This is a genomic window from Piscinibacter sp. PDB1-1, from assembly GCF_056675995.1.
In genome coordinates, this window is the sequence record NZ_JBWVZJ010000001.1 from 1,343,663 (window position 1) to 1,358,284 (window position 14,622).

At 61.1% G+C, this 14,622-nt stretch carries 15 protein-coding genes; 2 read left to right on the plus strand and 13 right to left on the minus strand.

Annotation, left to right across the window (positions count from 1 at the left end; genetic code table 11):
• Nucleotides 1-23: 23 nt before the first annotated feature.
• The 7 genes from AC1KAR_RS06105 to AC1KAR_RS06135 are packed head-to-tail and all read right to left on the minus strand — an operon-like array spanning nt 24 to nt 6,189.
• Nucleotides 24-638 carry a shikimate kinase gene (locus tag AC1KAR_RS06105; protein ID WP_480315557.1) on the minus strand — a complete coding sequence of 205 codons (615 nt, stop codon included), beginning with the start codon at nt 636-638 and terminating at the stop codon, nt 24-26.
• Entirely contained in the window at nt 628-1,044 is a 417-nt protein-coding gene (locus AC1KAR_RS06110; RefSeq protein WP_480315559.1) for a hypothetical protein, read from the minus strand. The genes AC1KAR_RS06105 and AC1KAR_RS06110 overlap by 11 nt, the downstream gene beginning before the upstream one ends.
• A 13-nt stretch (nt 1,045-1,057) precedes the next feature.
• On the minus strand, nt 1,058-3,226 hold the full coding sequence (locus AC1KAR_RS06115) for a type IV pilus secretin PilQ (protein ID WP_480315561.1): 2,169 nt from the start codon (nt 3,224-3,226) through the stop codon (nt 1,058-1,060).
• The gene (locus tag AC1KAR_RS06120; RefSeq protein ID WP_480315563.1) at nt 3,223-3,768 is read right to left on the minus strand and encodes a pilus assembly protein PilP; all 546 of its coding nucleotides are present in this window, start codon (nt 3,766-3,768) and stop codon (nt 3,223-3,225) included. The genes AC1KAR_RS06115 and AC1KAR_RS06120 overlap by 4 nt, the downstream gene beginning before the upstream one ends.
• Nucleotides 3,765-4,469, minus strand: coding sequence for a type IV pilus inner membrane component PilO (locus AC1KAR_RS06125; RefSeq protein WP_480315565.1), 705 nt, complete (start codon nt 4,467-4,469; stop codon nt 3,765-3,767). Before AC1KAR_RS06125 ends, AC1KAR_RS06120 begins: the two co-directional genes overlap by 4 nt.
• 11 nt (nt 4,470-4,480) lie before the next feature.
• Nucleotides 4,481-5,128, minus strand: coding sequence for a PilN domain-containing protein (locus tag AC1KAR_RS06130; RefSeq protein WP_480315567.1), 648 nt, complete (start codon nt 5,126-5,128; stop codon nt 4,481-4,483).
• Nucleotides 5,125-6,189, minus strand: coding sequence for a pilus assembly protein PilM (locus tag AC1KAR_RS06135; RefSeq protein WP_480317777.1), 1,065 nt, complete (start codon nt 6,187-6,189; stop codon nt 5,125-5,127). Before AC1KAR_RS06135 ends, AC1KAR_RS06130 begins: the two co-directional genes overlap by 4 nt.
• A gap of 278 nt (nt 6,190-6,467) precedes the next feature.
• On the opposite strand from AC1KAR_RS06135, the gene AC1KAR_RS06140 reads away from it, so the two are divergent.
• On the plus strand, nt 6,468-8,831 hold the full coding sequence (locus tag AC1KAR_RS06140; RefSeq protein WP_480315569.1) for a penicillin-binding protein 1A: 2,364 nt from the start codon (nt 6,468-6,470) through the stop codon (nt 8,829-8,831).
• 3 nt (nt 8,832-8,834) lie between these two features.
• Here the strand turns inward: AC1KAR_RS06140 and cyaY are convergent, their stop codons facing one another.
• Nucleotides 8,835-9,287 carry an iron donor protein CyaY gene (gene cyaY / locus AC1KAR_RS06145; protein ID WP_480315571.1) on the minus strand — a complete coding sequence of 151 codons (453 nt, stop codon included), beginning with the start codon at nt 9,285-9,287 and terminating at the stop codon, nt 8,835-8,837.
• Between cyaY and lptM the strand changes: the two genes are divergently transcribed.
• A complete protein-coding gene (lptM, locus tag AC1KAR_RS06150; protein WP_480315573.1) occupies nt 9,217-9,381 on the plus strand; it encodes an LPS translocon maturation chaperone LptM in 165 nt (54 codons plus the stop codon). The two genes, cyaY and lptM, sit on opposite strands and share 71 nt — an antisense overlap.
• Nucleotides 9,382-9,393: 12 nt before the next feature.
• Here the strand turns inward: lptM and AC1KAR_RS06155 are convergent, their stop codons facing one another.
• The 5 genes from AC1KAR_RS06155 to AC1KAR_RS06175 all read right to left on the minus strand — a co-directional run bounded on the left by AC1KAR_RS06155 (nt 9,394) and on the right by AC1KAR_RS06175 (nt 14,558).
• Entirely contained in the window at nt 9,394-10,353 is a 960-nt protein-coding gene (locus AC1KAR_RS06155; protein WP_480317779.1) for an ABC transporter ATP-binding protein, read from the minus strand.
• 29 nt (nt 10,354-10,382) lie between these two features.
• Nucleotides 10,383-11,360: an ABC transporter ATP-binding protein gene (locus AC1KAR_RS06160; protein ID WP_480317781.1), complete on the minus strand. Its 978-nt coding sequence runs from the start codon at nt 11,358-11,360 to the stop codon at nt 10,383-10,385.
• A gap of 7 nt (nt 11,361-11,367) precedes the next feature.
• Entirely contained in the window at nt 11,368-12,288 is a 921-nt protein-coding gene (locus tag AC1KAR_RS06165; RefSeq protein ID WP_480315575.1) for an ABC transporter permease, read from the minus strand.
• Complete coding sequence (locus tag AC1KAR_RS06170) at nt 12,285-13,271, minus strand: ABC transporter permease (protein ID WP_480315577.1); 987 nt, start codon at nt 13,269-13,271, stop codon at nt 12,285-12,287. Before AC1KAR_RS06170 ends, AC1KAR_RS06165 begins: the two co-directional genes overlap by 4 nt.
• Nucleotides 13,272-13,457: 186 nt before the next feature.
• Nucleotides 13,458-14,558 carry a porin gene (locus tag AC1KAR_RS06175; RefSeq protein ID WP_480315579.1) on the minus strand — a complete coding sequence of 367 codons (1,101 nt, stop codon included), beginning with the start codon at nt 14,556-14,558 and terminating at the stop codon, nt 13,458-13,460.
• Between the last annotated feature and the right edge of the window lie 64 nt (nt 14,559-14,622).

Below are 14,622 nucleotides of genomic sequence, written 5' to 3' on the forward strand. Positions count from 1 at the left end.
GCCAGTGTAGCGAAGCAGCGCAATCAGTCCTGCGCGTCCTTGGCAGGAACGACCGGGGACGGCACCATCGCAGGATCGATCGCGCCAGCCAACTCAAGCTGCATGAGGATCATGTTCACGAGAGACGGCATCGACGAACGCCCGGTATCGACTACGAAGTGCGCAGCGTCCCGGTAGAGCCCATCGCGTGCGGCAAACAGGTCGCGTAGCCGCGCCAACGGGTCGTCTACCTGCAGCAAGGGCCTGACCGAGTCATTTCGGAGTCGGCGGTACAGCTCTTCTGGCGAGGAATGAAGATAGACGACGTGACACCGCTCGCGGAGGCGTTCGCGATTGGCCGGCCGCAGCACAGCGCCGCCACCGGTACTCAGCACAGTGCGCGGCCGCTGTGATATCTCGTCAATCAAAGTCTCTTCGAGATCCCTGAAGGCAGCCTCACCTTGTTGCTCGAAGAAAAGGCGTATCGGCATTCCGATACGCCTTTCGAGCAGAGAGTCTGAATCAGCCAGCACCCATCCGAGCCGCTTCGAGAGCTGACGTCCTGCCGTCGACTTCCCGCTCCCCGGCATTCCTACCAAGGCAACGCTGGTGATTGTTGGTACTAAGTCCGAGTCGACGATGTCCGCCTCAGCTGGCACCAGAGGCAGCGTATGAAATCTTGAGGCCTATAGTACGGCCAAGTTTGTCTTGTACCGTAACAGTAGCCGGATCCCAGCACCCTGCGATGAACACTGCGAACTGTTTGTTGCGATCCGAGACTTCGAATTGAACATGGGTCGGCGCTTCGCCGCCGCCCTCACTGAATTGGACGGCCTGCTGGTGTGGGCTAAACACGGTGTATGGCGCCACGCCGCCCGCGATCACAAAGTCACCCGCCTTGATCGGAGGGCAATCTGCAGTGGGAGATTCAATATCTAACTCGGCAGGCGACACCTGAAACTCAGCCTGTTGTCCAGCTTGATCGTCGTCGCCTCCGCCGCACGCTGAGAGCCCGATCACAAGAACGGCGATTGTGAGTACTGATTTGAATGCAATTGTCTTCATTTGAATGTCCCGGTCAGCGAGCCGCGGAGCGATCTGTAACTACCTTGGGCGTAATGAACACCAAGAGTTCAGTCTTCGACGTGGAGCGAGTTTTCGTTTTGAACAGATAGCCCAGCACGGGGATGTCGCCCAGCAATGGCACCTTAGTAACATCATCCCGCTCGTTCTGCGTGAAGATCCCGCCGATCACAACCGTGCCGCCATTTTCCACCAGGACCTGGGTCCGCACGTGCTTGGTGTCGATCGCGAAGCCCGCTGCGGTAGCACGTCCCACGCTGTCCTTATTCACGTCCACGTCCAGAATCACGTTGCCTTCCGGCGTGATTTGTGGAGTCACCTCAAGCTTCAAGTTGGCCTTACGGAACTGGAGTGCCGTCGCGCCGCTCGACGTCGCCGTCTGATACGGGAGTTCTTCGCCCTGTTCAATCAAAGCCTTCACTTGGTCGGCAGTTACGACGCGAGGGCTCGAAACGATCTTGCCCTTGCCGTCGGCTTCGAGGGCGGAAATTTCGAGGTTGAGGAATCGGTTCGCCGCTGCGCTGAAGAGCGACACAGCAAACGTGGCCGCGTTGTAGCTGTTTTGGCCCACGGCAGGCAGATTTACATATTGCGTATCCACCATGGGGATCGAGGTGCCGCTGATCTGGCCGGTCTGCAAACCGATGGCATTCATCGTACCGCCAGCCGTCACGTTATTGCCATTCCCAACTGGGTAGCCAGCAACACCGCCGTTGAGGCCACGGAGGTCGGTTGAACCCAACTTAACACCGAGCGACCGGCCGAACGTATCGCCGGCCTCGACGATGCGCGCCTCGATCAGCACCTGCCGAACCGGCACGTCGATCTTCGCGATCATCGATTGCACTTCTTCGAGCTTCGACGGGATGTCGCTGACGAAGAGTTGATTGGTGCGAGATTCGGCGATGACACTGCCACGAGACGAAAGGATCCGAGTCACATTCGACCCGCCGCTTCCACCGGCGCTCTGACCAGTCAACCCCTTGGCGATATCGTCCGCCTTGGTGTAGTTCAGCTGGAACGACTGCGTACGCAACGGCTCGAGGCTGGCGATCTGGGCTTTGGATTCCAGATCCACCTTCTCCTTGGCAGCCAATTCGTCCTTCGGCGCAATCAGGATCACGTTGCCAGATTTGCGCAGACCCAAACCCTTGGCCTGGAGAATGATGTCGAGCGCCTGGTCCCAGGGGACATCCTTCAATCGCAAGGTGACATTGCCTGTGACCGTATCGCTGGTCACGACATTGAAGTTGGTGAAGTCGGCGATCACCTGCAGCAGGGCGCGCACTTCGATGTTCTGGAAATTCAGAGACAGTTTCTCGCCGGCGTAGCCGGGGCCCTGAACCAGCTTGTTCGGATCCGTCTTCTGGGGACGGACTTCAAGAACAAATTGGTTGTCGGTCTGATAGGCACTGTGCTCCCACGATCCGCGCGGCTCGACAACCATCCGCACGCGGTCGCCGTTCTGGAAGGTCGAAATTGCTTGAACCGGTGTCCCGAAGTCGGTGACGTCGAGACGACGGCGCAGCGATTCGGGTAGCGTGGACCGCAAAAACTCGACGACCAGGCTCTGGCCCTGCTGACGAATGTCTACGCCAACCTGAGTATTCGGAAGGTCGACAACGACCCGACCGGCACCATCGGGGCCACGACGGAAGTCAACACCCTTGAGAGCAAGTTGAGACTGATTCTGGCTTTCGGCGAAGTGAACTGTGCTGGTCGTCGCTGCGGCGCTCGGTGTCGTGGTGGACGCAGCCCCCCCATCCATGACCACGAGCAGCGTCTTGCCCTGAATTTGCGCCCGATAGTTGGCCGCCTGCTTCAGATTCAATACCAGGCGTGTGCGATCACCCGCCTGCGCCACGTTCACGGAGCGCAGATTGCCTTGATTGATCTCGACATTGGATCGACCCATCGCGTTACCGACATTGGGCAGATCCAGCGCGATGCGCGGTGGCGTCTGAACCGTGAAACCCGACGGTACTGCCGGAAGCGGCTCGGACAACTCGATGCGAACCACCTCCGAGCCGGCTTGTTGCGAACTGCTGATCGACTGGATCGCGTTCTGAGCGTATGCCGCTCCCGCCCCCCCGATCAGCACCGCGAGCGCAAGGACACGAGCCCTCAACTTACCCATGATCTGTATCTCCTGCATATTCTTCATCGCGCCTTCTCCTGAAGCTGAAGGGAGTTGGTGCGTTCGATCCACTCGCCGGCCGCATCCTGAACGATCTCGCGAAACGCAATCTCGGTTTCGGAAATCTTCGTGATCTTTCCGTAGTTCTGACCCAGATAGTCGCCCGACTTGACTTGATAGAGCAGGTTGTCCACCTTCAGCAGCGCATAGGGGCGCCCCTGACGGCTGACGCTGCCGACCATCGTCATGCTGTCGATCGGATAAGCCTCTAGCGGCTCCTTCCGACGGTTGATTTCTGTCGCAAGCAATGAACTCGATTGCCTGGCTTCCTGCTTAATGGCAACGGTAAGCTTCTGCGCGCTGAACGGCTCGACGGAGTTGCCAGCCAGGTACGCTTGGGGCAGAAATTTCTTCGGGGCCGACAGTGGCGTCACGTTGGGTTTGACCTCGCGACGCTGCTGCTCAATCCATTGCTGAAGTTCTTGTTGCTCGCCACTGCATCCGACAAAGAACACAGAGAATAGGGCTGCGCAAACATACTGGCCTTGGCGCTTGGATGTCGCGGTCATTTCTTCGCCCCCGGCTTCGCTCCAGCCTTTGCGTCCCGTTGCTCCAGAATCTCGCTCGCGTCCAAGTACCGATAGGTTCGCGCCGTTGCGTCCATCGAAAGCAAGCCCGATCCTTCTCGACCAGCAGCGTCTTTCGCCGCGCTGATCGTGAGGCCGTGAAGCGTCACGATGCGTGAAAGATTCGCGACATCAGCCGCAAAGTTGCCGATATCGTGGTAACGCCCGCTCACGCGCAACGCGATTGGTAGCTCTGCGTAGTAATCCTTCACCACAACCTGTCCAGGCCTGAAGAGTTCAAACTGCAGGCCACGCCCCAACCCGGCTTGGTTGATGTCCGAAAGCAATGCATCCATCTCGGCCTTGCCGGGAAGCTGCTTCTCCAGCTGAGTCACGTACTCTTCAACCTGGAGCTTTTGCTTGCGCAACTCTTCGAGGTTGACGGCTTGCGCTAATTTGCTTCGATAGTCTTGCTTGAGTGCCGGCTCCCTGGCACGCTCTGCTTCGAGCTCGTCATTGGAGTCAGAGAGCAGCAGGAACCAACCCACAACCACCATCAAGATCGCCAGCGCGATCCAGGCCAGCACCTTGGGGAGGACGGGCCACTGCCCCGGCTCGTTTGGGTTGAGATTCCGGAATTGCGATGCCGCGGCACCGAAGACCGAGTTCAGATCGACATTGACTGATTTAGCTTTGCTCGCCATGAGATCGCTCGTTAAGGCTTCACTGGCTTGGCGACGGCGGCCGAACCTTGCGTCGCTGTTCCGGGTGCACTTGCCGCAGCAGCCGCGGCATCGACGTCCTGCGGTCTCTTGATACTGACGCGCAATGCGAAGTCAAAAAGTCGCTTTTGCTCGCGATTCGCCGTTTGAACATTGGCCGCTTTGATTTCGACGAGCTCTGGGCGCATCAGCCACTCCGAGTTGTTGCCGGTATTCCTTAGCAACTCCGACACGCGCTCGTTGGTCTGCGCGACCCCCGTCAGGCTCAATACCTGACCGTCCTGCTTGATGGTTCGGTAGTAAATGCCCTCGGGCGTCTGCTTCACAAGTTCGTTGAGTACGTGCACCGGCACATTGCGGTCGATCTGCAAGTCTTCGACCGCTTTTTGCCGCGCCTTGAGCGCGTCAATCTCAGCGCGTAGTGTGGCGATGTCTTTGATCTGCACTTCGAGCTTGCGGATCTCGCCCGACAGGAATGCGTTGCGATCCTGTTGCGCGGACGTCATTTGCTGCAGGACCGCGTACCACAGACCAACCACAGCCAATCCGGCGGCCGCAGCCATACCGAGACCGACGAAGAACGCCGCTTTGCGCCGCTTGCGCTTTTCTTCCCGATGCGGGAGAAGGTTGATCAAGATCACTGCAGGAACCTCCGCATGGCTAGGCCGCAAGCAGTCAGGTACGACGGCGCTTCGCGGCGCAGCTTGCTCTCACGAACAGCGGAGCCGAGCTTCATGTTTTCGAACGGGTTGACCACCATGGACGCGAAACCGGTCAGTTCCGTCACCCGATCCTTGAGGCCCGGTAGCGTGGCCGTGCCGCCAGCGAGCATCACATAGTGAACCTTGTGATGAGGCGTGCTGGTGAAGAAGTACTGCAGCGCCCGCCCAATTTCCTGCGAGAGGCTGTCGACGAAGGGGGCGAGGATCGATGTCTCGTAATCTTCCGGCAGATCCGACGCGAGTTTCTTTTGCTCTGCCTCTTCGAAAGAGAACCCGTACTGGCGCGAGATCAGTTGCGTGAGTTGCGAGCCACCAAAAGCCTGGTCACGGTCGTAGAGCATCTCCTCGTCACGAAGCACCTTGAGACTGGTGGTATCTGCTCCGATCTCGAACAAGGCGACCAGGGCGTCCCGCCCTTCGTTCGGAAGCGACTCCACGAGGCGGCCCATGGCAAGCCGGGACGCATGGGACTCGATATCGAGAACCACAGGCTTAAGCCCCGCCGCCTCCGCCAAGCCCTGGCGATCCTGAACCCGATCCTTGCGGGAGGCAGCGATGAGCACCTCAACGTCGCCCACCGATGTGGGGCTCGGGCCGATAACGGAGAAATCGAGGCTGACTTCGTCCAGCGAGAACGGAATGTACTGATTGGCCTCTGTCTCGACCTGAAGCTCCAGCTCTTCTTCGCGGAGCCCCGCGGGCAGCATGATCTTCTTTGTGATCACGGCCGATTGGGGCATGGCCAGCACCACGTGCTTGGTCTTGGTGCCACTCTTGGTCACCACGCGTCGGACAGCATCAGCGACCTCATCGAACTTCTCGATCTGTCCGTCCGTGATCCAGCCCTTTTCGAAGCTCTCGGCAGCGAATCGCTCGAGAACGTATTCGCCGGAAGCACTCTGCCCCAGTTCGACCAATTTGACGCTGGATGAACTGATGTCCAAGCCGATCATCGGTGGATGTTTCCGGCCCAACAACATGTCTAGGAAGCTCACGACGCCCTCTCCCAACGCTCTGTTTTTGACACGCTGGACTGTTAAGAAGTTACTTCAATGCTAGCAGTAAAGTCTTTGTACAACAAAGAAATTTCCAATTTTCACAACCCCGTCTAGTTGCGAAACTCTGACGCAAAACGTCGCCAAAAATTGGCACCTTCGGGTCTTCCCTGAAACATCCTCGGAGCATTTGCCAAGCAGTTCACACTCCAAAGATGGGCAGGGTGCGCTTCCTATAATCGCGGCGACTTTTCTGGAGTTACATGAGCGAATCCGATCGATCGGCGGCCTCTTCGTCCCGTCAGTTATCTGCACTGCCTCCTTGGGGACGCTGGCTCGCTCGCGGTGCGGCGTGGATGGGCGGCCTGATTCTGGCGGGCGGCCTGACGGTAGTCATGCTTGCCGGCTTGGCGTTGGCGGTGGCCTACCCCAACCTGCCCGAAATCAGCGGCTTGCTGGACTATCGACCGAAGCTGCCCATGCGCATCTACTCGAGCGATGGGCTGCTGCTCGGCGAGTTCGGCGAAGAGCGCCGCAACTTCACACCGATCTCGCAAGTCCCCAAGGTGATGCAGGACGCCGTGCTCGCGATCGAGGACGCGCGCTTCTATCAGCACAGCGGCGTCGACTACAAGGGCGTTCTGCGAGCCGGACTGGCCCAGTTCGCAGAATCGCGCAGCCAAGGTGCCTCAACCATCACGATGCAGGTGGCGCGCAATTTTTACCTGTCGACCGAGAAGACCTTCACGCGCAAGATCTACGAGGTGCTGTTGGCACTCAAGATCGAGAGCGTGCTCTCCAAGGAGCAGATCCTCGAGGTCTACATGAACCAGATCTTTCTCGGCCAGCGCGCCTACGGGTTCGCCGCGGCGAGTGAGATCTACTTCGGCAAGCCGCTCAAGGACATCACCGTCGCAGAGGCCGCCATGCTGGCGGGCCTGCCGAAAGCGCCCTCTGCCTACAACCCGATCAACAACCCGCGGCGCGCCACCGTGCGCCAGCAATACATCATCGATCGGATGCTGGACAACGGCTTCATCACGCCGGAACAGCATGACGCGGCACGAAGCGAGACCTTGAAGTACCGCACGCCGTCGGAAGTGGCGGTCCATGCCGAGTACGTGGCAGAGGCGGCACGCCAGATGATCTTCAGTCAGTACGGTGACGACGCTTACAACCGCGGCTTGAATGTCTACCTGACACTGAACTCGACTGAGCAGTCGGTCGCCTATCGGGCCTTGCGCAAGGGCATTCTTGACTACGAGCGGCGGCAGGTCTATCGCGGGCCTGAGGCCTACATCGATCTCCCGGCCAATGCGAAGGACGTCGACGCCCGCATCGCCGAAGCGCTTGACGAGCACCCGGACAACGACGAATTGCATGCCGGGGTCGTGATGGAAGCCAGCCCGCGCAAGGTGGTGGCCGTGCTGCAAAGCGGTGAGTCGATCACGATCACAGGCGAAGGATTGAAGCCCGCCACTTCCGGGTTGGCGGAGAAAGGCAATCCGAAAACGCAGATCCGCCGCGGGGCGGTGATCCGGCTGATCAAGGGCCCCAAGGACGCCTGGTCGATCACTCAGTTGCCCGAAGTCGAGGGGGCGTTCGTCTCTCTGGACCCGCGCACGGGCGCGATCCGAACAATGGTGGGCGGGTTCGACTACGCCAAGAGCAAGTTCAACCACGTGACACAAGCCTGGCGCCAACCGGGGTCGAGCTTCAAGCCCTTCATCTACTCAGCCGCGCTTGAGAAGGGGTTCACGCCCGCCACCGTGGTCAATGACGCGCCGCTCTTTTTCGATGCGGGTACGACCGGCAGCCAACCCTGGGAGCCAAAGAACTACGACGGCAGCTTTGACGGCCCGATGTCGATCCGCCGCGGCCTGGCCAAGTCGAAGAACATGATCTCCATCCGGATCCTGCAGTCGATCACGCCACCAGTCGCGCAGGAGTGGGTTACCCGCTTCGGGTTCGATGCGGAGCGGCACCCTGCGTACCTCACCATGGCGCTGGGCGCGGGCTCGGTCACACCCCTCCAGATGGCCACGGCCTACGGCGTATTTGCGAATGGGGGCTATCGCATAAACCCTATCCTGATCGCCAAGATCACAGACGCCAAGGGCCGGGTTCTCAGCGAAGCGAAGCTTCAGCCCCTGGATGGCACCACGCGCGCGATCGATGCGCGAAACGCGTTCGTGATGTCCAGCCTGCTCCAGGAGGTCACGCGATCCGGCACAGCAGCGCGCGCGCAAGCCATGCTGAAGCGCCCAGACATCCAGGGGAAGACCGGCACGACCAACGACTCCATGGATGCGTGGTTTGCCGGCTATCAGCGCAGCGTGGTCGGAGTGGTCTGGATCGGGTACGACAACCCGCGCAAGCTCGGGGATCGCGAAACCGGCGGTGGTCTTTCACTTCCGGTGTGGATCGACTACATGTCGCAAGCGCTCAAAGGCGTCCCCGTGGATCAGCCCACTGTGCCCGAAGGCCTCGTCAACCTAGGTGGCGAGTGGTACTACGAAGAGTACACACATGGCAACGGCGTGAGCAGTCTGGGCCTTGATGACAAACTGCCGGCCGCACCGACCGAGGAAGAGAAGAAGAGCATCCTCGATCTCTTCAAGCGCTGAGCCTCAACTCAAGGCCGAAAACTTCAACGGCTGACCCGCCTGCTCGCTTGCGCAGGCGGACAAAGCTTCGAAGAATTCCCGGCCATCGCGGGTGTCGAGCCACCGATCGGCGACATACTTGAAGTGGAAGCCACCAGATCGCGCCGCCATCCAGAGTTCGTGCAGCGGCGGCTGGGTGTTCAGGACCAGCTTGCTGCCATTGGGAAAACTCAGCTCCAGCAGGCCGCCGGTGCGGTGCGTGTCGATATCGATCACGTCGTCTTGCAGCCAACCGTCCACGGTCGACTCAACCGAAGACAGCACGGCGCCCGCCAGGGCATGAAACTGGGCGTCGGTCAGGGGGGTGGGGGCAAGTTCTGCGCTCATGGCCACTAAAATTCGCTGCATGAAGAAACCAAGTTTCAGTGTAGCGACCTCGCACTTGAGACTGCGCGCAGTAGGTGCATTGATCGCCATCGCATTGGTGACCGGTTGTGGGCAGAAGGGGAGCCTGGTACTCCCTCCTCCGGCTCCCTCTGCACCCGCCACTTCCGCATCTGCCGCGCAGTAAGCGCGTTGCCACTCAGAGGCGCCGTTCCTCGACGGCGTGGCAAGCCACCTGCACACCCGCGTGGGTCAGCAAGCTCGGTCGCTCACGCCGACAACGCTCGTTCGCGTGCGGGCAGCGTGGGTGAAATGTGCAACCCGATGGCGGGCTGAGAGGGTTCGGAACCTCTCCCAGCACGGGCGCACGTTCGCGCCTCGTGGAAGAAATATCCGGGATCGCGTCCAGCAACATGCGTGTGTAGGGGTGCCGGGGCCGCTCGAACACACTGGCCTTGTCCGACAGTTCGACGATGCGCCCCAAGTACATGACCCCCACTCGGTCACTGACATGCCGCACGACAGCCAGGTTGTGAGAGATGAAGAGATAGGTCAGCCCTTGCTTTCGCTGCAGGTCTTTCATGATGTTGAGGACCTGGGCCTGCACGGACACATCGAGCGCCGACGTCGGCTCATCGCACACGATGAAGTCGGGCTGCGCAGCCAGCGCCCGGGCAATCGAAATGCGCTGGCGCTGCCCGCCTGAGAACTGATGCGGGAACTTGCCGATGTCGCCATGCCCCAAGCCGACCGACGCCAGCAGTTCGACCACGCGCTCAGTCAACTCGGTGCCGCTGTGCACCAGCCCGAACTCGTCAAGCGGCTCACCGACGATGTCTCGGACCTTCCATCGCGGGTTGAGGCTCGCGTAGGGGTCCTGAAAGATCATCTGCATGCGCCGCCGAAGTGGCTGGGCCGCCGCGCTAGATGTGCCGGCATGCATGTCGTGCCCGTCAAAGCGAACCGAGCCGGCGCTGGGTGACAGCAGCCCGACCAGGATGCGCGCCACCGTGCTCTTGCCGCACCCCGATTCGCCCACCAAGCCGAGCGTGGTGCCGCGCTCGATGGTGAAGCTGATCCCGTCAACGGCGTGAACCCACCGACGCGGCCGGCGCTCGATCACACGCTGCAGCCACGGTGCCGACACGTCGAAACGCATCGTCAGGTCGCGGACGTCGACCAGATCACTCACGTCAGCGTCTCGCTTTCGTGAAGCCAGCAGGCGGCTCGAGTCGGACCCGCATTCATCAAGTCAGGGCGCTGCTCCCGGCAGCGAGGCATGACCTGTGGGCAACGGGGATGAAACGCGCATCCGTTGGGTATGGCGGAAAGGCGCGGCATGGCGCCATCGATCTGAAGCAGGCGCTCCCGGCTTTCCTTCATCGACGGGATCGCTCCCATCAGCCCGGCGGTGTACGGGTGCGCAGGCGCATGGATTAGCTGTTGAACCGGCCCCACTTCGACGACACGCCCGGCGTACATCACCACCACTCGATCGCAGGCTTCAGCGATCACGCCCATGTCGTGCGTGATCAGCATCACCGCCGCGCCGTGCTCTTTGCAGACGCGCCTGAGCAAGGCCACGATCTGAGCCTGCACTGAAACATCCAGTGCCGTGGTGGGCTCGTCGGCAATGATGAGTCTGGGCTCGCCGGCCAAGGCGAGCGCGATCACCACACGCTGGCGCATGCCCCCCGAGAACTGATGGGGGTACTGCTCCAGGCGTTGCTCGGCCGCGGAGATGCCAGTCTCCTGGAGGAGCGCAATAGCGCGCTCTCGGGCCTGCGACGCCGTCAGCGGCAGATGCGTCCGGATGGTTTCGATCAACTGGCGACCCACGGTGTAGAGCGGGTTCAGCGAAGTCAGCGGGTCCTGGAAGATGGCGCCGATGGACTTTCCGCGCAGTTGGCGGCGCACGCGTTCCGGCAAGTCGTCGATGCGTCGACCGTCGAAGTGAATCTCCCCCCCCGACACCTGACCCGGCGCATCGAGGAGTCCAATGACCGCAGACCCGGTCAATGACTTGCCCGCACCCGATTCGCCGACCACACCCACGATCTCGCCGGGCGCGATCGCGAAAGACACCTGATCGAGTGCGCGCAGCGTGCCGTGCCGCGACGCGAACTCGACGCACAGACCTTTCAGCTCGAGCAGCGGCGACATCATCGCGTCGTCAGCGCAGGCGCGGGTTGAGCGCATCGCGTAGCCAGTCGCCCAGCAGGTTCACGCTGAGTGAGATCAGCACGAGCGCCGCGCCTGGGAAGATCGTGAGCCACCATTCGCCCGACAGGAGGAAATCACCGCCTACGCGAATGAGCGTTCCGAGCGATGGCGACGTGACCGGCATGCCCACCCCCAGAAAGGACAAGGTGGCTTCGATGAGGATTGCCGACCCCACCTGGATCGTGGCGAGCACCATCACCGGCCCCAGCACGTTGGGCAGCACGTGCCGCCGCATGATGCGCAACGGCGGCACACCGATGATGCGGGCCGCCTGAACGTACTCCTTGTCGCGTTCGACCATGGTCGAGCCCCGAACGGTCCGCGCGTACTGCACCCACCCCGTCAATGCGATCGCGGCGATCAGCACGGCAAGCGCCAGCGAGTCGTGCATTGATGGGAACAAGGCACGCCCGACTCCGTCCACGAGCAGAGCAACCAGAATCGCTGGGAACGACAGCATCACGTCGCACACACGCATGATGAACGCATCTGTTCGACCACCGACGTAGCCTGCCAGCAAGCCGAGGCTCACGCCAATCAGCAGGGACGCCAGTACCGCCCCGATACCCACCACGAGCGAGATGCGTGCTCCGTACATGATGGCTGAGAGCATGTCCCGGCCCTGGGCGTCGGTGCCGAGCGGATAGGTGATGCGACCGTCAGCCTCCCACGCGGGGGGCAAGAGCGCATCGGCCAAGTCCAACGTCGCCAGGTCCATGGGATTGTGAGGAGCGAGCACATTGGCCAGTGCGGCGCCAAGCACACAAGCGAGCAGCACCAGTGCGGCAGCAACGGCCAGCGGCGATCGCCGAAAGCTGTACCAGAGATCGCTGTCGAGAATCCTTCTCCACCGAATGCTGCACGTCATCATCGAACAGCCACATCTGTGCGTCCAATGCGCAAGCGTGGGTCGACCGCCACATAGAGCAGATCGACGATCAGGTTGATCGACACGAAGACGAGCGATATCAGGCAGAGATAGGCTGCCATGACAGGGATGTCGGAGAAGGTCACCGCCTGAATGAAAAGAAGGCCCATGCCGGGCCACTGAAACACCTGCTCGGTGACGATTGAAAAGGCGATCAAGGAGCCGAGCTGCAAGCCCGTGATCGTGATCACGGGAATCATGGTGTTCTTCAGGGCGTGGCCGAGGTAGATGGCCCGGCCAGGCAGGCCGCGGGCACGCGCAAAGCGTATGTAATCGCTTCGCAGAACCTCGAGCATCTCGGCCCGCACCAGGCGCATCGTCAGCGTGATCTGGAATGCAGCCAAAGTCGCGGCCGGGAGCACCAGATGGCGCCAGCCGTCCACTGTAAGCAGCCCTGTCGACCAGCCCCCAAGATTGATCACCTCTCCGCGCTGGAACGTCGGAAGCCATTGCAGGACCGACCCAAAGACCAGGATCAGAAGAATCCCGATGAGGAAGGTGGGGAGCGAAACGCCGAGCAAGGACACCGTCATCAAGAACTGGGTAAGCGCCGCACGGGGGCGGATCGCCGAATAGATGCCCAGCGGAATACCGATCAGCAGCGCCATGCTCGCCGCCACGAAAGTGAGCTCCACGGTCGCAGGCAGGCGCTCCGTGAGTAGTGCAGACACGGGCCGCCCCAGACGAAGACTCACGCCGAACTCTCCCTGCACCGCGTTGGCGACGAAGTGCGCGAATTGCACCGGGAAAGGTCTGTCCAGACCGAGATCCGCACGTAGCGCTACCCGCTGGGAGGGCGTGGCATCGGGCCCGAGCAGGTGAGTCAGCGGATCGCCGACGTACTGGAACAGCAGGAACGCCAAAAAGGCCACCGCGAGCATCACGATCGCAGCTTGAACGAGGCGCCGGGCAGCGAACGCAAGCATCTAGATTCCGCCTGCGCCTAAGGGGCGGCCCCCAAGCCTATCGACCACCGGCATGCGTCAGGCCGAAGACTTTGAGTACTCATGAACAAGGGGCACCCACAAAAACAAAAACGGGCCGCTAAGCGGCCCGTCGTTTCCAATCCAAACATCGGCTCAGGCGACGGCGTCGCCCAGCCGACGCAAGAATCAGAAGCGGTGACGCAGACCGAGCATGATGCCGGTGCGGTCGGTGGCGCCGTTCGTGAACACGAGGCGGTCACCCATCTTCGAGTAGTCAACTTCGAAGTACGCATCGGTACGCTTCGAGAAGGCATAGTCCGCAACGAAGGCGATCGCGCTTGCGTCGCCGTCGGTGTTGGGGGCAATGCCATCTTGCTCAACGTACCAGTAGGTCGCGCCCAGGTTCAGAGCGGGCGTCACTTGGTAGGTCGCGCCGAACATGTACAGATCACGAGTGTCAGCGGCAGCAGCCAGCGGATTCGCGTTGCCGTCGATACGGAGCGCGCCTGCGACCGAGCCCAGCAGCGTGACATTGAGCGCGGTGTTGAAGCCCGACTCAAAGTCGTTGCGGCCCCAACCGGCGTGCACGTAGAGGGGGCCGCTCGAGAAAGCGCCACCAACGGTCATTGCCTTCACGACCTTACCGGCTGTGTCTTCCAACTCCATGTATGCACCAGCAGCGGCGAACGGGCCCACTGCGTACTTCAGCATGCCACCCCACGACTTGCCGTTGGCGCCAACGGTCGTCGGGTTGCCTTCGCCAGCGCTGACTTGCGCTTCACCGGAGAACCCACCAACAGTGATGGCGTACTTGACCATGTTGTCATTGCGCGCACCCAGCGAGAAGCCGACTTCAGGCTTGAACGCTTCGATGTACGGCGAGTACTTGAACGACGGGTAGGTGCCGGTGTAGGCATCGAACAGCACGTTGTACTGACGGCCGATCGTCACGCGGCCAAAGCCGGTTTGCAGGCCAACCCACGACTGACGCCAGAAGTCGGCGGCAGATGCGTTGCCGTTGTCCGAGTTGAAGCGGTGTTCGAAATTGGCCAGAGCACGCAGGCCACCACCCAGGTCTTCATTGATGTTGAAGCCCAGGCGGCTTTGCGACAGGCCACCAGGAGCCACCGTGGTGATCGACTCACCATTGGAAGCGGCGTCTGCGCCAGCATTGGTCGTGTAACGCACAGCGGCGTCAACGATGCCGTAGATGGTGACCGACGATTGCGCCGAAGCCGTGCCAGCGAACGCGCCCAGCACTGCGAGAGCGAGAAGAGATTTTTTCATTGCGACTATCTCCTAGGTTGGATAAAAGGCCCTCGCCTACCCCTTCTGCGTGGGGTGACTGGAC